The following is a 19260-nucleotide window of genomic DNA, read 5'->3' as shown; positions in this document are numbered from 1 at the left end:
CCGCCGCCCGGAGCCGACGATGGGCTCGGGGACTGCGGCGCGCTCGGTGACGGGCTCGGCGAGGGCCCGGAGGAGGCGGAGGCGGCCGGGCGCGACGGGGAGGCGGACGCGGAAGCCGGGCCGGACGCCGTGGCAGTGGCGGAAGCACTCGCCGAGGCGGACGCGCCGGCCGTCGCAGAGGCCGAACCCGAGGGCAAGGCGGTGCCGAAAGCGCCGCCGCCCGCGAGCGCCGAGTCGGCACCCGAAGGCTGCGCCGAGGGCGCGGCCACCAGGCCGGCCCGGGCCGGCGGAGCGGACCCGACCGAGGAGAACAGCCACGTCGCCGCGAAGGCGAGGGCGATGACGGCGACCACCGCGACCAGTTCCGTGCGTCGCGGAGCGCTCAGCGCGCGCGGTCGCGCCGCCTCGCCGCTGCCCGCAACAACCAAGCCCGCACCAACCGAACCCGCACCGCCCGAACCCGCACCGCCCGCGCCGTCCATCACCACGAGCCTCGTGCTCGGCGCGAGGGCGGCCAACACGAGTTCCCCGGTGGTCGCGGCGTCCATCGTCGCCGCCGAACCGGCCGTCGATCCGGCGGCCGGCGCGGGCACGGACGCCGCCGCGTCCCGCACGGCCCACTGCGGGGTGGCCTCGACCGCGGGCGCGATCTCGCGCAACAGACGGGACAGGTCCAGCGCGCTGGGCCGGTACTGCGGATGCTTGTCCAGACACGCGGCGATCAGCAGCCACAACGGATCGGGCAGCCCGGGTATCCGCGGCGGCGGCACGACCGCGTGGCCCTCGCGCACCTCCTGCGGGCCGCCGGTGAACGGCGGGCGCCCGGTCAGCGCCTCGTACAGCAGCACCCCGACCGCATACACGTCCGCCGCCGGGCTGCTGACGCAGCCGACCCCGATCTCAGGGGCCTGGTACTCGATCGGCATCGCCGCGTAGAACGGCCGGCCGATCTCGTCCTCCAGCGGGGTGACCCCGGCGCCCGCCGCCAGCCGCGCCACACCGAAGTCGGTCAGGCCCACCAGCACCGAGCCCTGCTCGTCCTTCAGCGGTTCGAGCAACACGTTCGCGGGTTTCACCCCGCCGTGCGCCACCTCGGCGGCGTGCGCGGCGGCCAGCGCGTCACACAGTTGCGCGACGAACAGCGCGGCGTGGCCCGGCGGCAGCGCACCCACCCGCCCGAGCAGCACCCGCAGATCCTCACCGGGAACCGGCCGCATCACCAGCGCCACCCGGCCCTCGTGCGTGACCAGGTCGTCCACCGCGACGATGTTCGGATGGCCGAGCGCGCGCACGGTCTGCGACAGCGCCCGCAGCATCTCGCGGGTGTCCGGGTCCGCCGTCAGCTCCGGATCGAGGATCTTGATGGCGTACTCGGCGCCACCCTCCCGGTCGCGCACCAACCAGACCCCGCCCACGCCGCCGGCGCCGAGCCGGCCCAGCAATTCATATCGCTCGGCGAGGAACCGCCATTGTGCATCCGACTCCGACACGCGCCGCTCCCACCCGGAACACCGCCACGACTGCGCCGTGGCACGACCCATCCACCGCGCCGGAACCGGGCCTTCGGGAAAGCCGGCCGTCTCAGCGCCGCAGCGGTGAATTCGTGCATTCTATGGAAACGTGAGCCGTGCTCGGGAAGAGGTGTAGCCAAGTTCTCACAAAAGTCGCCGCCGAATCACCCGGAAACCGGCGCATCAGGCAGGCTGCGGGAATCCGCCTGCCCCGGATCCGGCGCCCCGCGGACGATTTCGGCGCCCGCCGCGTCGTCAGGGCGCTCCTGCCGGTCGCGTTCGGCGCGCATCCGGGCGAGGTAGCCTTCGACCTCGGCGCGCTCGGTCCGCGCGTCCCAGCCGAGGATCGGCGCGATCAGCGCGGCCACATCGGGCGCCGCCGCCGCGCCCCGGTCCCGGGCCTCGATGCTGATGCGAGTGCGGCGGGCGAGCACGTCGTCCAGGTGCAGCGCGCCCTCATGCGAGGCCGCATATACGGCCTCTACGCGCAGGTAGTCCGGCGCGCCCGCGATCGGCGCGCGCAGGCTCGGATCCGCGGCGATCAGTTCGAGCAGTTCGTCGACGCAGGAGCCGTACCGGTGCAGCAGGTGCTCGACCCGGGAGGGGTGCAGCCCGCAGCGCTGGGCGATGCGCCGCCTCTCGTTCCAGAGCACCGCGAAGCCGTCCGCGCCGAGGATCTGCACCCTGTCGCTCGCGGAATCGGGCACCGGCTGCGCGAAGTCGGCGACCGCGGCGTCCACGGCGTCCTTGGCCATCACCCGGTACGTGGTGAACTTGCCGCCGGTGACTATCACCAGGCCGGGCACCGGCGAATCGACCACGTGCTCGCGGGAGAGCTGTGAGGTTTCCCGGCCCTCTCCCGCGGAAAGCAGAGGCCGCAGACCCGCGTATACGCCCTCGATATCGTCACGGGAGATCGGGTCGGACAGGACGGCGTTGACGTGTTCGAGCAAATAGTCGATATCTGCTTTGGTGGCCGCCGGATGGTCGCGATCCAGGTGCCAGTCGGTGTCGGTGGTGCCGATCAGCCAGTGCCTGCCCCAGGGTATGACGAACAGCACGCTCTTCTCGGTGCGCGCGATCAGGCCGGTGTGCAGATTTATCCGGTCGCGCGGCACCACCAGGTGCACGCCCTTGGCCGCGCGCACCCGCACGTTCCCGCGGGCGTTCGCGAGTTCGTGCACGTCGTCGGTCCAGACCCCGGCCGCGCTGATGACCCGTTTCGCGCGCACGGTGTACTCGCGGCCGCTCTCCAGGTCGCGCACCAGCGCGCCGGTGACCCGCCCGGCCTGCCGGGCGAAACCGGTCACCCGGGTGCGGGTCGCGACCGTCGCGCCGTACTGCGCGGCAGTGCGTGCCAGCATCATGACGTACCGGGCGTCGTCCACCTGGGCGTCGTAGTACTGGATCGCGCCGACGAAGGCTTCGCTGCGCAGGCCCGGCGCCTGGCGCAGCGCGGCGCTCTTGGTCAGGTGACGGTGCCGCGGCAGCGCGCGCGTGCCGCCGGCCGACCCCATGGTGTCGTAGAGCAGCACGCCGGCACCGATATAAGCGCGCTCCCACACGCGGTGCCGCAGCGGCAGCAGGAAGGGCACCGGGCGCACGAGGTGCGGGGCGATCCAGTCCAGCAGGATGCTGCGTTCCTTCAGCGCCTCGCGCACCAGTGCGAAGTCCCGCTGCTCCAGGTAGCGCAGCCCGCCGTGAATCAGCTTGCTGGAGCGGCTGGAGGTGCCCGCGGCCCAGTCGCGGGCCTCGACCAGGGCCACGGACAGCCCGCGGGAGATCGCGTCCAGCGCGGCTCCGGCGCCGACGATGCCGCCGCCGACCACCAGGACGTCGAACTCTTCCTCGGCCAGTTGTTGCAGGGCGGTCAGCCGGTACTGCGCGCCCAGCGGAGTGGATTGCACCGTGGTCCTTTCGCTTCGTCGACTTCTCGGTTTGCGGCCGCACCGCGGGAAACGCCGCCGCCGCACGCGACGGCGCGGCCGGCCGCGTCCTGGTCCGTCAGTCCTCGAACTCGATCCAGTCGAGGGTGCGCTGCACGGCCTTCTTCCAGTTGCGGTATCCCTTGGCGCGTTGCTCGTCGCTCCAGCGCGGCGTCCAGCGCCTGTCCTCGTTCCAGTTGCTGACCAGCTCGTCGGTGTTCTTCCAGAACCCGACCGCCAGGCCCGCCGCGTAGGCGGCGCCCAGCGCGGTGGTCTCGGCCACCACCGGCTTGGACACCGGCACGCCGAGCACGTCCGCCTGGATCTGCATGGCCAGTTCGTTCGCGGTGACCCCGCCGTCCACGCGCAGCACGTCCAGGCGCACCCCGGAGTCCTGCTCCATCGCCTCGACCACGTCGCGGGTCTGATAGCAGATCGACTCCAGAGTCGCCCGCGCCAGGTGCGCGTTGGTGTTGTACCGGGAGAGGCCGACGATGGCGCCGCGCGCGTCCGACCGCCAGTACGGGGCGAAGAGCCCTGAGAAGGCCGGCACGAAGTACACCCCGCCGTTGTCCTCGACCTGCCGCGCCAGCGCCTCGCTCTGGGCCGCCCCGGAGATGATGCCGAGCTGGTCGCGCAGCCACTGCACGGCCGAGCCGGTCACCGCGATCGATCCTTCGAGGGCGTACACCGGCTTCTCCGCGCCGAACTGGTACGCCACCGTGGTCAGCAGTCCGTGGTTCGAGCGCACCGGCTCGGTGCCGGTGTTCAGCAGCAGGAAGTTGCCGGTGCCGTAGGTGTTCTTGGCCGATCCGGGGGTGAAGCAGACCTGGCCGACGGTCGCGGCCTGCTGGTCGCCCAGGGCGCCGGTCAGCGGCACCTCGCCGCCCAGCGGGCCCTGCGCGCGGGTGACCCCGTAGCCGGCCGGGTCGGACGAGGGCCGGATCCGCGGCAGCATCGCGCGCGGGACGCCGAAGAAGCTGAGCAGTTCCTCGTCCCAGTCGAGGGTCTCGAGGTTCATCAGCATCGTGCGGCTGGCGTTGGTCACGTCGGTCACGTGCACGCCGCCGTCGACGCCGCCGGTCAGGTTCCACAGCAGCCAGGTGTCGGTGTTGCCGAACACCGCCTCGCCGGACTCGGCCGCCGCGCGCAGCCCGTCGACGTTCTCCAGCAGCCACTGGATCTTGCCGGCGGAGAAGTAGGTGGCCGGGGGCAGGCCCGCCTTGCGCCGGATGATCCGGCCGCGTTCGTCCTTGTCCAGGGCCGCCGCGATCCGGTCGGTGCGGGTGTCCTGCCAGACGATCGCGTTGTGGTACGGCCGGCCGGTGCGCCGGTTCCACACCACCGCGGTCTCGCGCTGGTTGGTGATGCCGAGCGCGGCCAGGTCGCCGCTGGAGAGGCGCGCGGTGTTCATCGTGGTCTCGATGACCGCGCGGGTGCGCTCCCAGATCTCGGTGGGGTTGTGCTCGACCCAGCCGGCCTGCGGCAGGATCTGGGAGTGCTCGAGCTGATGCCGGGCGATCTCGTTGCCGCCGTGGTCGAAGACCATGAAGCGGGTGCTCGTCGTGCCCTGGTCCACCGCGCCGACGTAGTCAGCCATGGGTGCCGCCTCTCTCATCGTTCTCACGCTTCGTTGCGTTGCCGCGACCTGGTGGCTTCCACCACCGGGCGCCCTCATGGGCTTCGCGCGCCGGGACCTTCTGCCTCAGACCTTCTCGCGCTCCGGGAGGGGGTCCTGCTCGATGACGGCGTCCGGCTCGGTCGGGCCGGGCAGATAGCGCCCGATGAGGACCTTGTAGAGCCAGGCGCCGATCAGGCCGCCGATCGGCGGGGCGACGATTGGCACCCAGAAATACAGTTCGCCGTACTGGTCCCGGAAGGCGGTGCGGTAACCGGTGAGGAACGAGGCCAGCCGCGGGCCGAGGTCGCGGGCGGGGTTGATCGCGTAGCCGGCGTCCGTGCCCCAGGCCATGCCGATGGCGACCACGATCAGGCCGATCACGACCGGCGCGACGTTCGCCGCCGGGGAGATGTTGCGCAGGTCGGTCACCGCGAGCACCAGGAACAGCAGGATCGCGGTGCCGATCACCTGGTCGCGGAAGCCGCCCCACAGGTGCACGGGCAGCGAGCCGTTGCCCGGCAGCGTGGAGAACACCCCCTGGCTCTTGATCGTGTGGCCCGGGTCGAATCTGGAGAGAACCTCGGTGTAGTTCCAGCGCACCAGCAGCGCCGCGGCGAACGCGCCGAGCGTCTGGGCGAGCGAGTAGGGCAGCACCTTGCGCCAGGGGAAGTCGCCGAAGGCGGCCAGGGCGAGGGTGACCGAGGGGTTCAGGTGGGCGCCGCTGATGCGCCCGGCGACGTACACGCCCAGGGTGACGGCCAGGCCCCAGGTCCAGGCGATGCTGTCGTGGCCGCCGATCCCGCCGGCGACGACCTGCGCGACGACGCCGAGGCCGATGACCATGAGGATCAGCGTGCCGGCGAACTCGGCGGCCAGTTCGCCCATGAGCCGCTCGGCCCGCTCTCTTCGCACCTGTCTCCTCCTTGGGAAGCGCATTCGAGGTGGCACGGTGCTCCGGGGCGGGAGCGCAGAACCGGACGGCCGCCCGGGGCGGGGGCCGCCGGCCATGCCGTAGGTCACCGCCGCGTCAGGCCGATGTTCGTCAAACTAAGCAGCGGGCCGATCGGCAGTCAACGTACGTCGTTCGACAATGCCGAACCCTGGTGAGTCGAGCCGGGGTCGAGTACCGTTTCGCAGCATGGCGGTGACGCGCGCGGGGGCTGCCGGGCCCGGATGCCCGCCGGGTCCGCGCTGTCTCACCACCTCGCCATTCGACATAGTCGAACAATGTACGAACGGCTACCATCTCTGCCATGCCGGGTCCCGTGCAGTCGATCGAGCGCGCCGCCGCGATTCTCCGGTTGCTCGCCCGCGGCTCGGGCCGGCTCGGCGTCGGCGAGATCGCCACGTCGCTCGGCCTGGCGAAGGGCACCGCCCACGGCATCCTGCGCACCCTACAGGGGGTGGGCTTCGTCGAGCAGGACAGGGCCAGCGGAAAGTACCAGCTCGGCGCGACGCTGTTGCACCTGGGCACCAGCTACCTGGACGTCAACGACCTGCGCTCGCGTGCCATCAACTGGGCGGACGCCCTGGCGGCGCGCAGCGGCGAGGCGGTGCGCATCGGCACGCCGCTGGACGGCAAGGTGCTGGTGGTGCACCACGTCTTCCGGCCCGACGACTCACTGCAGACCTTGGACGTCGGTTCGCTGCTGCCGCTGCACGCCACCGCGCTCGGCAAGGTGCTGCTGGCCTACGACGCGGACGTCGCGTCACAGCTCAAGGACGACGACTTGGCGTGGTTCACCAGGCGCACCCTGGTCACCGCCGAGGCGCTGAGCCGGTCCGTCGCGCGGGTGCGCGAGCTGGGCTGGGCCGCGGAGGTGGAGGAGTTCGCCACCGGACTGGCCTCGATCGCCGCGCCGATCCGCGGCTACGGCGGTCTGGTCGTCGGCGCGATCAGCATCGCCGGCGCGGTCGAGCGGGTCTGCCCGGTGGCGCGGCGCGCGGACCCGGGGCTGGTGGCCTTCGTACAGAACGCGGCGCGCGCCATCTCCCGGGACCTGGGCGCGGGTCGGTGGTAGCGGACCGGCCCGCACTGCGGATGCGGGAAGGCTGACCGGTGGCCGCGCAGTACGTGATGTCGATCGACCAGGGCACCGGCTCGACCCGCGCGATCCTCTTCGATCAGGGCGGCCGGCTGGTCTCGGTGGCGCAGCGCGAGCACCGCCAGCACTACCCGAAGCCGGGCTGGGTCGAGCACGACGCGATGGAGATCTGGCGCAACGTGGAGCACGTCGCGCGCGAGTCGCTGCACCGGGTCGGCGCCGGCGCGGACCAGGTCGCGGCGATCGGCATCGCCAACCAGCGGGAGACCTCGGTGCTGTGGGACCGGCGCACCGGGATGCCGATCGGCCGGGCCGTGGTGTGGCAGGACACCCGCACCGACGAACTGGTCGCGCGGTTCGCCGAACGCCCGGACGCGGCGCTCGTGCCGGAGCGCACCGGGCTGCCGCTGGCGACCTACTTCTCCGCGCCGCGCATCCGCTGGCTGCTGGACCGCGTCCCCGGTCTCTTCGAGCGGGCCGAGCGCGGAGACGTGCTGTTCGGCACGATGGAGAGCTGGGTGGTGTGGAACCTGACCGGTGGCCCGGACGGCGGCGTGCACGTGACCGACGTGACCAACGCGAGCCGCACGCTGCTGATGGATCTTCGTACCCTGCGGTGGGACCGGGAACTGCTGGACTTCTTCGGCGTGCCGGCCGCGATGCTGCCGGAGATCCGCTCCTGCGCGGAGGTCTACGGCACGGCCAGCCGCGCGGTTCCCGGGGTGCGGATCGCGGCGGCGCTCGGCGACCAGCAGGCGGCGCTGTTCGGCCAGTGCTGTTTCTCCCGCGGCGAGGCCAAGTGCACCTACGGCACCGGCGGTTTCCTGCTGCTGAACACCGGTGAGAGCCCGGTGCGCTCCAGCCACGGCCTGCTGACCACGGTCGGCTACCGGATCGGATCGCAGCCGGCCGCGTACGCGCTGGAGGGCTCGATCGCGGTGACCGGCGCCCTGGTGCAGTGGTTCCGCGACAACCTGGGCCTGATCTCCAGCGCACCGGAGATCGAGACCCTGGCGCGCACGGTCGAGGACAACGGCGGCTGCTACATCGTCCCGGCCTTCTCGGGGCTCTACGCCCCGCACTGGCGCAGCGGCGCGCGCGGCGTCATCGTCGGTCTGACCTCGTATATCACCAAGGGGCACCTGGCCCGCGCGGTGCTGGAGGCCACCGGCTGGCAGACCCGCGAGGTGGTGGACGCGATGAACGCGGATTCAGGGCTCGAACTGAACACGCTGAAGGTGGACGGCGGGATGACCGCGGACAACCTGCTGATGCAGTTCGTCGCGGACGTGCTGGCCGCCGCGGTCGTGCGGCCGATGATCGCCGAGACGGTCTCGCTCGGTGCGGCCTACGCGGCGGGACTGGCCGTCGGATACTGGCCTGATCTTGAGGGCCTGCGCCGCAACTGGCATCGGGCCGCGCAGTGGCTGCCCGCGATGGACCCGGCGCGCCGCGAGAGCGAGTACGCGAACTGGCGGCGCGCCGTGGAGCGGACCTTCGACTGGGTGCAGCCGAACCCCGGTTCGAGCGCTCGTTAGGGCCGGCCGGAAAGACGCGGCGTGGCCGCGCGCCGGGCACGCGCCGATGCCATTTCACCTTCCGGCGCCGTCGCGGAGCCGGGCACGCACGAGCGGCCCCGCGTACGACAGAGTGGCCTAGGCCGGATCCGGCGCCGCTCCATCAGCGGGAGCCTCGGGTGCGGACGGTTGGTCAGACACGAACGGTGCAGGCGCGGACGGCTGCTCGGGCACGGACGGTGCCGGCACGGACGGTGCCGGCGCGGACGGTGCCGGCGCGGACGGTGCCGGCGCGGACGGCATCGGTTCGTAGGGCACCGGTTGCGCCGGAACCTGCGCCTGCGACGCGCCCGGCCACGCCTGGGGCGCCGGACCGGCCGACGCTGCGGGCGCGACGCCCGGGGCTCGTGGAGTGACCAGAATCGCCACCGCCAGAAAACCCGCCGCGCACCATACGGCGCCCGCCACCACCGCACCGATCATGCTGTACGTGAGCCCTACCTTGGCCGAGATGTCCATCCCGCCGATGCCGTACAAACCGGAGAGCGACGCCTGTCCGAGCAGCGTGGCCACCAGGCCCGCGACCGCGCCGAACACGGCCGCGCGCCAGACCTGCGCCGGCGCGAACGCCGCCGACTGCACCACGCGCCGCCGCGTGCGCACGAGGAACCACGGCAGCAACGTGCCCGCGACCGCCGCGGCTATCAGCACGTAGATCATCCACGGCTGGCTGTTGCCGAACAGGCCGATCTTCGTTCCCTTAGAACCGATGGCGCCGAGCGTCACGCCGGCGAACAGCGTGACGCAGAAGCCGGTCAGCGCCCCGCCGACCATCAGATTCGGCAGCAGGAGCACGGCCGTCACCGCGAGCGCCGTCTTCTGCCGCGCGCTGCTGCCATCCGCGGTGAGCGCCTGGTACTCGGCGTACACGAGAACCGCCAGCCCGGCGAGAACCCCCACCGCGCGCAACTGGATCCACGCGACCCGCGCGGCGGCGCGCCACGGAGCGGCCAGCCTGCGCACCCATTCGCCACCGGGGTCGCCCGCGGGGCGGCGCGCCACGGCGGTGAGCCGGCCGACCAGGAACGCCGCGAACACGATCAGCAGCGGTCCGAAGAACACCCAGCCGGGCGAGACGCCGAGCGAGGAATGCGGCCCGCCGCCGCCGTCCGCGACCGCACCGATGTCGTACGCGGCGCCCGATCCGCCGGTGCCGGAGCCGCCGCCGAAGGGATCCGTGCCGCCGTTGCCGAAGGGGTCGGCGCCCCCGGGCGTACCGCCCAAGCCGGCGCTGGCGCCGCCGAGCAGCGCGTCGCGCATGCCGAACACGCCCGAGCCGCTGCTGACCAGGGCCAGCACGAGCAGACCCAGGCTTGTGGCGAGCGCGGGCAACGCCGAACGCGCCGCCAACTGCGCCGGGTACGCGCTGGGCTCGGCCGCCTCGCGCCGCCGCCCGGCGCGCATCCACAGGAAGAACAGCAGGAACGTCACGGCCCAGACCGTCAGCCTGATGCTCAGGTCCACGCTCACGGCCGACGTCATCGCGCCGGAGTTCGAGCCCAGGGAGTTCGAGCCGAAGGGGTCCGTGGCCGAGCCGGGCGAGTCGCCGCCGCCGACGGTCATCGCGGCCGGGGCACCGAGCGCACCGGCGAGCAGGATCACCGAACTGGTGAACCAGTCGTGGAAACCGCCGTGACTACTGGAGCTGAGCAAAAAGGCCAGGCCGACGACCAGCGCGAACACCAGCACCAGCACGCCGACCAGCGGCACGAGCGCGTCCCTGACCGCGGCGAGCAGGTCCGCGCGGCCGATGAGCCCGGGCCCGCGCAGAAGCGGCCCGGCAGCGGTTTCGGGCGGCGCTCCGTACGCGGCGGAGGGTGCCTGGTGCGCGGGCTGGACCGGCAGCGCAGCCGCGACCGGGCTCTGCGGCGGCGCGATCAGGGAGCCGCAGCGGCCGCAGACCGTCGCCCCCTCCGGCACGGCCTGACCGCAATGCGGGCAAGTAGGCACGTTCTCCCCCACAATCGAAGAACCTTGAATCGGGTGTGGCCGCTCGTTCCTACCGGCTCGGGCCCGCGCTGTCAAAGGGTTCTCAGCAGTCAGCCGCGGTCAGCCGGCCCGGCCGGCCGCCCCCTTGATCTCCAGCGAGTCCAGCAGCCGCGCCGTGGCGGCCGCTATCGCTTCGACCGCCTCGTCGAAGGCTTCCCGGTTGTGCGCTGCCGGGGACCGGAAACCTGAAACCTTGCGCACGTACTGCAGCGCGGCGGCCCGGTAATCCTCGTCGCCCGCGTCGGGCGTCATCGGCGCCCGGAGAGTTTTGATGCTTCTGCACATGCTGCCAGTGTGCGGCAGACCACCGACAACGCGATGCGGCGTGAACGGCTCACCGCTGAACCGCTCACCGCTGAACCGCTCACCACTCCCAGTAGAAGCCGACGACCGCGTGCTCGACGCCGCCTTCCAGGAAGCGGTGCGCCTCGTTCGAGGAATTGAGCGACACCGCTTCCCGGTGCGTGATCGAACTGTTCGCGATTCCGTTCCACTCCGCCCACCAGAGTCTGGCGGGAAGCATGTCCGGGTGGAATTGGATCCAGAGCAGGAACTTGTCGACCTTCCGCCGGAACGCGCGGCGCATTTCCGTCGGCGGCTGCTCCTCGTAGCGGAACGTCGCGGTGTAGTTCAGCACGGCCGTCGTGCCGCGCGGAAGCGGACGCTCCAACAGGATGTCGATCGAGTGGTAGACGGCGCCGTCCCGGGCGCGCAACTGGTAGGGGAGGCCGGGGACTCCGCCGGTCTGGACGTCGAGCGTGAGCATGTTCGTGTCGACCAGGTACGTGTAGCGGTCGAGGCCGTCCTCAGTCGCCTCGATGATCTGATCCGTGCGGTGCTGCGCCGGTAACCCGTCCGGACCCAGGAAGTGGTATTCACGCAGGTCCACGGTCCGGTGCCGGGCCTGGGGCGCATCGAAGATCGGCAGATCGGTCTCCTGCGCGTCGCCACGCACGTACCGGATGCTCGATGAGCCGGCGTGCAGGTAACGCAACCGGTCGGCGTCGTCCGGCGCGATGTCGAATGCTTCGATGAACCAGTTGAGCGTGGCGCTGCTCAGTACCGTGTCGGGGCTGTTGCCGGCCAGCGCCCGGGACACCCGGGCGCGCAGCTTCACCGGGTCGCGCTCCTCCTGCGGAGCGCCGCCGCGTGCCAGCGATTCGGCGATCACCTGGGATATCGCGCCGAGAGCCCCCTGCCCCGGCGCGAGCACCCGCCGCCAGTGCGCGCGGTAACGACCCGGCCGCGTCAGCAGGTCGTAGAGGTAACTACTGGCCGCGGCCGCGGGCGAGGGTCCGCGGCCGGCGGCGTTCTGCGACTGGGCCGGCGACGGGGACGGGTTCTCGCCCGGGCGCCGGCGCCGCTCCTCGACGGCATCGCGCGCGGCCGCGAACGCCAGACGCTCCGCTGCGTCCGCGCCGAGCAGCAAGACGAGCACGTCGAGTTTGTCCGGCGGCGGCAGCACCTTGCCGGAGAAATACCCGCCGATCACACCGTGCGCGTATCCGGTCTTCTCAGCCAGATAACGATAGGAAAGCAGCGCGTCGCTGCGTCGCCGCGCATATCTGCGGCGCAGGCGGCGCAGCGAGTCGCCGAGGTCTTCCAGGGTCTCCAGGTACCGGAGGCCCAGATCCTCGGGAAAGGAGGCGCCGCCGCCCTGCCGATCCATTTGCCGCCCTGTCCGTCTACTGAGTTAACGCGGCTCTTCGATGCCCACAGGTGCCGGGGGGCTTCGAAGAGCGGGGTAACGCTTCGTCAGACTAACCGCAGTCAACGGAAATCGCGGTCCGCAAGCGGCCTTTGACCGGACTGCGCCATTCGAGTGACACGAAAGCACGATTTCCCTCCGAGTGCGCTGCGCCGCGTCCGGCGCTGTCCGACCGTGTCCGACGCGGCGGCCCGACCGGGGGTGACCTATGTCACTGTAGGACGCGCGTGAGGCACCGCACGGCGCCCGACTGACACCGGGCGCAGATCTTCATCGAGCGCGACGAGTGGTGGATGACCGAGTTCCGATTTCCCCCGGTGTTGAGCACAGCCGCCTGGGAGGCCGAGATCGACACCCCGCACGGGGTGGCGACCGGTGAGGGCGGCGGGCTCGGGGGATCGGCGCGCGGCGGTCCGCACCTCGATTTCGGCAGGGTCGAGTACGTCGAGTTCGGCGTGCTCGCCAGGGCTCTGTTGCTGCTCGACGCGGCCGTCGCGGCCGGGGTGGGCGCGACGGTGACGTTGCCCGCGCACGAGGTGGAGCAGGCGGCACCGGTCGGGCGGGACCTGACGGGACGGGACGCGCGGTCGGGCGGCGCGGATCCCGACTCCTGGTCACGCGCGCGGCGCACGCGGCACCGGGCCGGCAGGCGCGGCCAGGCGCGCGCGTTCATGCGGCAGGCCGGCTTCCGCGAGGCTCCGCACTGGCCGGTGGAGGCGGTGCGGGTCCGCGGCGCCGGCGCGGCGGGACAAGGGGAGGAACTTGATGAGCCACCGTCCGGGGATCTGGCGGGCAGCCACGCTGAGCAGGCCGTCGAGCCGGTGGGCTACCGGCGCAGGCTGCTGCCGTTACAGTGGATTCAGCCGTTGGAGGGCGCGGGCCTACGCGGCGCCGCGCGGTACATCGCCCTTGAGCAGGGACTCGGTGACCTCGGCCTCGCGGCCGCCGACGCACGCGCGATCGGTGAGACGGTCCTGGCCGAGCTGATCGACAACGCCGCGCGCCTGGCCGCGTCCCGCGACGGCGGCGCGCCGCGGGTCCTGGTCGGCGGTCAACTGCTGGACCGTGGCTATCCGCCCTGGCCGGGCAACCCGCTCGACACGGCGTTCAACTCACCTCAGGCCGCGGACCCAGAACTGGAGCAGGGCGCGAGCCGGGTGCTGCACCTGGTCGCCGGGGGCGGCGGCGGCCCCGAGACGCTGTTCGAGGCGACCGTGCCGATCGGCCCCCGCTTCGCCACGCCCAGCGGCCACTGGAGCGGGCATCCCGCGCTGCACCGGCCACACCGGCTCGGCTGGTTCGGCTGCGCGCTCGACCAGCGCCACGGCCTCGGCGAGGCGGACCGGGCCGGGTTCGCGGCGGCGGTCTCGCGCGCCCGCGGCAGCCTCGGCATCTCCGGGACCCGGACCAGCGGCGTGGTCGTGACGATCTCGACCGGCGAAGAGGCGGCGTTCGAACCGCGGCACACCGGCACGCTCAGGCAGGCGGTACGCCAGGCCCTGGACCTGCTCGCGTCGAGCACCGATCGGGTGGCGCTCGCCGCGGTCTTCCCCGACCTGACCTGGCAGGTGCTGGAATCGTGCGTCGCCGGCCCACAGGCCCAGGCCCAGACACAGACACAGACACAGGCACAGACACAGACACAGACACAGACACAGACACAGACACAGCAGGAGGCTCAGGCGGGCGTCATGCTCGTGCTCGGCGCGCAGGGCCGGCCGCTGTGGCACGGCGGGTCCGCTCCGGTGCGCGCCGTGTTGGAGTTGCTGACCCGGGCCGGCGGGGTGGCGCCGCTGGCGCAGGGCCGCGAGCGCTGGCTCGCCGCGGACGGCGCCGCGGACGCGTTCGACGGTTTCCTGCGCGGCCACAAACACCTGGTCACCGTCGAAGGCGAGAGCCTGATCCTGCTGCTCTCGCCGTTGCACGTGCTCAGCACGTTGACCGACGCGGCACAGCGGGAACTGAGCGCGCAGGCCGCCCGCGGCGGAAACGGCGTGCGCCGCGGCGTGTTCCGCACGCCGACGCTCGCGGTGACGAACCGCTGGCTCGAGGTCGGCCGGCTTCTCGACGGCACGATCGGCCTCGACGTCGCCGCGTTCGCCCTGGCGCGCGCGGTCCAGTCCGAGCTGGCGGCGCTGCCGCCGAGCCGCACCCCGGTCGTGGTCGCGCAGACCCACACCTGCCCGCCGCGGCTGGCCGCGCGGCTGAGCGAGTGCCTGGCACTCGGGGACCGGACCTACCCGGCCGGATCGGAGCTGGACCGCCACGGCTGGCCGACGGCCGGAGACGTGCCGGAAGACGCGCGGGTCGTGCTGTGCACGGACGTGATCCTGACCGAGAACACGGTGCGCCGCGTGATCGCGGACATCGTCGAGCACGCGGAACCCGTCGTCATCGCGTGTGCGGTGGATGCCCGGGTCAAGCGGGGCCGCATCAACATCCTCAACCGGGAGGTCCCGGTCGTCGCGCTGGCCGAGATCGACCTGGAAGTGGGGCAGGCCGAGCAGCTGGAGCGGCTCGGGCGAGCGCAGCGCATCCAGGCGCTGGTGCGCGGTGCGAGCGCGCCGCCCGCGATCGTGGACATCGATCCGGCATCGCTGCGCCCGGCGCCCGCGCGCACCCCCGAGCGGCTGCCGATGAGCGAGGAGGAGCTGCTGTACTGGTGTGCCCCGCTGCCCGAGTCGCCGGCCGGGGCGCTGCGGATCGGCCACATCGAATACGCGCGGCGGTTGCACGCCAGCGCCGCGATCGACCTGGACCGCGTGTTCCGCCGCGACGACGCGCGCACCCGGATCACGGACATCGTCGTCGACGCGGTCCAGCGCGGTCTTTCGCAGGTGCGCCATCGCGCCGACCCGTCGCGGCCCGAGGACGCGATCCAGATCTGGTATCCCGGCGAGTCGCGTTCGAACGCCGGGCTGCTCGCCCACGCCGCGTGGACCCGGCTGAACACCTCCGGCCACCGGGTCAACCCGCCGGTCGGCATCGCGCACCCGAATCACGGCGCGGCGTGGGCGAGCTCAGCCGTCGGGCATGACCAGCCGCCGCGCCCTCGCACGCTGCTTATCCTGGACTACGCGGCCCGGACCGGCGGCACGCTGCAGGCGCTGATCCGGCACGGCGTCGAGGCCGGCGCCGAGCGGATCGTCGCGGTCGTGCTGCTCGATCTGCTTCCCGAGCACGAGAGCGGACTGCTCGGTTCGATCAGCGCGGTGTCACCCGAGCCCGGCGGCGCGCGCGCTATGCGCGGCTCGGACGTGGCGGTGACGGTGCGGTACGTCAGCGCGACAAGCATCGGCGGTCTCAGCGCGCACGAATGCAGCATGTGCGCGACCGCGGAGAACTACGCGGACCTGGGCGAAGCACCGTTGCGGCTGCGTCGCCACGCCGACCGGCTGCGCGAACTGCTGCGCCCGCGCCGCCGCGAGGATCTGTTCGAGAGTGCGCCCGCCGATCTGTTCGGCGTCCCGCTCCTGGGCGACGACGCGATCGATTACCTGCGCTGGCGCGGGCTTCTGCGCCACGCGCTGCACGACACCGCCGCGCGCCGGGAAGTACTCGACCGGATCTGCGCGCTGAACCAGTACTCCCCCGATTCGGTCTGGGGACGGCGGGGGCTGACCAGGCTGCTCGCCGCGGAGCACGGTTGGCTGAAGCTGCCGCCGCTGCGTTATGCCGCGGCCCGGGAACAAGTCGCCCGCTGCTGTGTGGACGAGCTCAGCAACCCCGCCCCGGAATCCCCGTGGCTGCGCGCCCAAGCGGTGATGGTTCTGGCCGGCTGCGCTCCGGAACGCTTCGCCGCGGCGTTGCCGGAGTTGATCGAGCTGGGCGCGGACGAACCGGTCGTGATCGATCAGCTGTGCCTGGAGGTGTACCGGCTGGCGCGCCGGCCGAGTCGCGACGCCCCTGTCGAACCGGCCGAGTTGCGTGGCGGGCTGCTGCGCTGCCGCGAGCACCTGGAGGGGCTGCGCGCGGACGGGGACCAGCAGCCGGCTGAGGATTACCTCCATGTCGTGCAGCAGCTGATCCTGCTGACCGAACTCAGGCCGCGGCCGCGGCTGGACGACCCGCGCGAGGCGTGGGCGCGGCTGGCGCGGGAATGGTGCGAGCCGGTGGCGCGCCGCGGCTTCGAGTCGCGGCTGCTGCGCGTACGCGACTTCGTCGAGGACCTTCAGGTGGCCGAACCGAGCCGGGAACGCGTCGCGGCCGCCGAGACGGATCTGCGTGAGTGCGCGCGGCTGGTGGAGGAGCGGGTGCTGGCGTTCCTGCCGTGGCTGCGCGAGATCCTGGCCGGGGACCACGCGGCTGCGCTGTTCGGACGGCAGGACCAGGAGCGGTTCGTCGAGTTGTCCGGGGCGAGCGCGGCCGGCCTGCCCGGGCTGAGCGAGCGGCTCAGTGCCCTTACACGAGAACCACGCCGCCCGGACGACAGCCGGTGGCGGGCCGCCAGGCGCGACCTGCTGGAGCGGATCGGCTGGTGGTACAACGCGCTGTTCGCGGAGTACCGGCCGGAGGCGAAGGCGCCGGCGCAGTTGGTGGACCTGGTGCGCTCGGTCCCGGCCTCGGCGGGTGAGGCGGTGCGCGCCGCGGTGGACGAGCGCGGGCTCGGCGCCGCGACGAAGCTCGCCGGCGACCTGGACGTGCTCGTGTTCTGCCCGCGCGGCCTGCTCGTCGAGGCGGTCGGGCTGGTACTGGGGGCCCGCGGCGGGCTCCCCTCGGGCGGGGATAAGGATGCTGGCACGGGCGGGGATAAGGATGCTGGCGCGTACGCGTACGCGCGAACGGGCACTGATGAGGACGAACCGCTCTACGAGGTCGGTCTGCGCCGTCCGGGCCCCGACGCGGTGCAGGTCGTGGTGCGCGACTCCGGGCCGCTGCCGGGAGCCGAGCCGGGCCGCGGACTGGCGGCGCCGGCGCGCGCGCTGCGGCCGTTCGGCGGCTGGCTGACCGGGCGGCCGCTGGCCGGGTCGGCTCCGGCTGCCGAGGGCTGGACGTACGAGACGGTCATCGTGCTGCGGCCCTGGTGGGGGGCGTGACCGTGGACAGCGTGCAAGCTCTGCTCATCGACGAGGACGAGGAAAACCTCACCGCGCTGCCGGAGCGGCTGCGCCACCCCTTCGCCCGGCTCGGCTGGCAGTTGGCGTGGACCACCGCGAAGGACCCGAGGCAGGCGCGCGAACTGTTCTCGGTGCCGGGCGCCGTCTACGACCTGATCGTCGTGGACTTGCCGGCCGCCGCGCCGGACGGGCCGGGCGGGCCGGGCGGGCAGGCCGAACCCGCGGTCGACCTCAGGCTCATCCGCGACGCCCGCGACCGGTTCCCCGGCGCGTATATCGTCGTGATCGGCAGCGGTGAGGCGCAAAGTCCCGACCTGCTGGAGGAAGCGCGCCGCTGCGGGGCGCACCGGGCGCTGCGACGGTACGAGTTCAGCGTCGAGGCACGGGAGAACAGCCCGGCCGCGATCGCCGCGGACATCCACAACCACCTGCTGGACACCGGTGCGGTAGCCCCGATCGCGGTTACCTACGACGAGTACGACCCGCACATCCAGGCGTTCGTACACGCGATCGGCGAACCTACCCTGTGCCGCCTTTACGCCCGCATCCTCCAGGCTGCCGGTCGCACCACACGCAACATGAGCCTGGGCTACATCGCCAGCGGCTGCTCGGGCGCGGCGGTGTGCGCCGTGACGGCGGCGCTGGACAACAGCGGCGTGCGCACACACCACGTACTCAAGGTCAGCCTCGACAAGGAGGCACTGGAGCGGGAGGCGCACCGCGGCACTCAGGTTCTTGAGATGGTGCGCCCGGCGTTGCTCGCCCGGCAGTCCCCGCCGTATCCGGTCGGTCCGGTCAACGGCTGGTACGCGCTGGCCTCGCAGTTGCAGGGCGCCGCCTTGACGCTGCGGGAGTGGCTGGCGCGCGGTGCGGCGGACGCAGCCGTGGAAGACGTGTTCGCCGCCTTGTTCACCGACGGCCTCGGCGGCCTGTACGCGGACACCGCGCAGGAGATCGACTCGCCGGCCGATCTCCTGCGCACGCCCTACTACCGGCAGCGCCGGGTACTGCACACGGTGAAGCAGTTCGCTCCGGTCCTCGCTCATCCGGACGGCTGCCGGCTGCCCGAGCCGACGGTCGAGGAGCTGACCGACCGAGTCGCCGCGTTCGTCGCCGAGGGCCGGATCGGCGCCATGGACGCACAGCGCCTGGAGGCGCGGCGCACGTGTGCCACGTACTCGCACGGTCAACTGCACGGCAAGAACGTGCTCGTATACGAGGGACGCCACCCGGAGCCCACGGTGATCGACGCGAGCCGGTTCCACCTCGCGCACTGGGCGACCGATCCGGCGCTGCTGGCGGTGGACCTGCTGATGCACAGCGTCGATCCGGGCGCCGAGTCGATGTTCTTCACCGGGTTCGAGCGCTGGCGCGCGCTGGCGGCCCGGCTGGGCAGGATGCAGCCGTTGCTCCGCGCGCCCTCGGCGGCGGATCCGGCCGCGTTCCCTCCCGTCGCGCCGGCGACTGACGGCCGGCGCGGGAAGGCGGAGCCGGACGGCGCGGCGGGGCTGGCCGCGCTCGACTGGCTGACGGGCAACCTGCGGGCGTTCTGCCCCGGGCTGTCCGGGGAGTCCGAGTACCGGGCGCACGCGTGGGAGTGGCACACGGCGCTGGCCCGGGACCTGCTGCGGGCCTCGTACGACCAGGAGGCCACCGTGCCCAAGCGGGCGCTGGCGATCGTCGCCGCATACGACCAGCTGGCCGCGGCGGAGGGCTGCCTGCCGGACTGAGGACGGGGAGCGCGGCCGCGGGCCGCGCCACGAACCGGGTGGGGCCGCGGTGGGGACGGCCCCACCCGCTGTTTCCGCAGGTCGGGGAGCCGCGGAA

General features: G+C 72.6%; 11 protein-coding genes. 4 read left to right on the top strand and 7 right to left on the bottom strand.

All coding sequences use genetic code 11. The annotated features are described in order from the left end of the window. The 4 genes from KGA66_RS18675 to KGA66_RS18660 form a co-directional block, all read right to left on the bottom strand. The coding region (locus KGA66_RS18675) for a serine/threonine-protein kinase (protein WP_211469445.1) at positions 1 to 1490 on the bottom strand (1490 nt) is incomplete at its 3' end. Between the two features lie 185 nt (positions 1491 to 1675). Beyond that, positions 1676 to 3418, bottom strand: coding sequence for a glycerol-3-phosphate dehydrogenase/oxidase (locus KGA66_RS18670; protein WP_211469444.1), 1743 nt, complete (start codon positions 3416 to 3418; stop codon positions 1676 to 1678). A 97-nt stretch (positions 3419 to 3515) separates the two neighbouring features. Next, a complete protein-coding gene (gene glpK, locus KGA66_RS18665; RefSeq protein WP_211469443.1) occupies positions 3516 to 5036 on the bottom strand; it encodes a glycerol kinase GlpK in 1521 nt (506 codons plus the stop codon). Positions 5037 to 5141: 105 nt separating this feature from the next. Next, positions 5142 to 5993 (bottom strand): MIP/aquaporin family protein, encoded by an 852-nt coding sequence (locus tag KGA66_RS18660; RefSeq protein WP_211469442.1) that lies wholly within the window; start codon positions 5991 to 5993, stop codon positions 5142 to 5144. A 317-nt stretch (positions 5994 to 6310) separates the two neighbouring features. On the opposite strand from KGA66_RS18660, the gene KGA66_RS18655 reads away from it, so the two are divergent. Next, positions 6311 to 7078 carry an IclR family transcriptional regulator gene (locus KGA66_RS18655; protein ID WP_211469441.1) on the top strand — a complete coding sequence of 256 codons (768 nt, stop codon included), beginning with the start codon at positions 6311 to 6313 and terminating at the stop codon, positions 7076 to 7078. A 56-nt stretch (positions 7079 to 7134) separates the two neighbouring features. Continuing rightward, positions 7135 to 8640: a glycerol kinase GlpK gene (glpK, locus tag KGA66_RS18650; RefSeq protein WP_211469447.1), complete on the top strand. Its 1506-nt coding sequence runs from the start codon at positions 7135 to 7137 to the stop codon at positions 8638 to 8640. Between the two features lie 117 nt (positions 8641 to 8757). On the opposite strand, the gene KGA66_RS18645 is transcribed toward glpK (KGA66_RS18650), so the two are convergent. From KGA66_RS18645 to KGA66_RS18635, 3 genes are all read right to left on the bottom strand, one after another. Then, positions 8758 to 10629 carry a zinc-ribbon domain-containing protein gene (locus KGA66_RS18645; RefSeq protein WP_498066739.1) on the bottom strand — a complete coding sequence of 624 codons (1872 nt, stop codon included), beginning with the start codon at positions 10627 to 10629 and terminating at the stop codon, positions 8758 to 8760. Positions 10630 to 10728: 99 nt separating this feature from the next. Then, positions 10729 to 10953, bottom strand: coding sequence for a DUF2277 domain-containing protein (locus tag KGA66_RS18640; protein ID WP_211469439.1), 225 nt, complete (start codon positions 10951 to 10953; stop codon positions 10729 to 10731). A gap of 79 nt (positions 10954 to 11032) precedes the next feature. After that, on the bottom strand, positions 11033 to 12337 hold the full coding sequence (locus KGA66_RS18635) for a hypothetical protein (protein ID WP_211469438.1): 1305 nt from the start codon (positions 12335 to 12337) through the stop codon (positions 11033 to 11035). Between the two features lie 332 nt (positions 12338 to 12669). Here KGA66_RS18635 and KGA66_RS18630 point away from each other — a divergent pair, with 332 nt between their 5' ends. Next, positions 12670 to 17412: a type I phosphoribosyltransferase gene (locus KGA66_RS18630; RefSeq protein WP_211469437.1), complete on the top strand. Its 4743-nt coding sequence runs from the start codon at positions 12670 to 12672 to the stop codon at positions 17410 to 17412. Next, positions 17409 to 19163, top strand: coding sequence for a hypothetical protein (locus tag KGA66_RS18625; RefSeq protein WP_211469436.1), 1755 nt, complete (start codon positions 17409 to 17411; stop codon positions 19161 to 19163). The genes KGA66_RS18630 and KGA66_RS18625 overlap by 4 nt, the downstream gene beginning before the upstream one ends. Positions 19164 to 19260 lie beyond the last annotated feature (97 nt).

The sequence above is a fragment of the Actinocrinis puniceicyclus genome, assembly GCF_018283645.1.
GTDB classification, from domain to species: domain Bacteria; phylum Actinomycetota; class Actinomycetes; order Streptomycetales; family Catenulisporaceae; genus Actinocrinis; species Actinocrinis puniceicyclus.
This window is presented reverse-complemented; position numbering and strand designations above follow the sequence as displayed.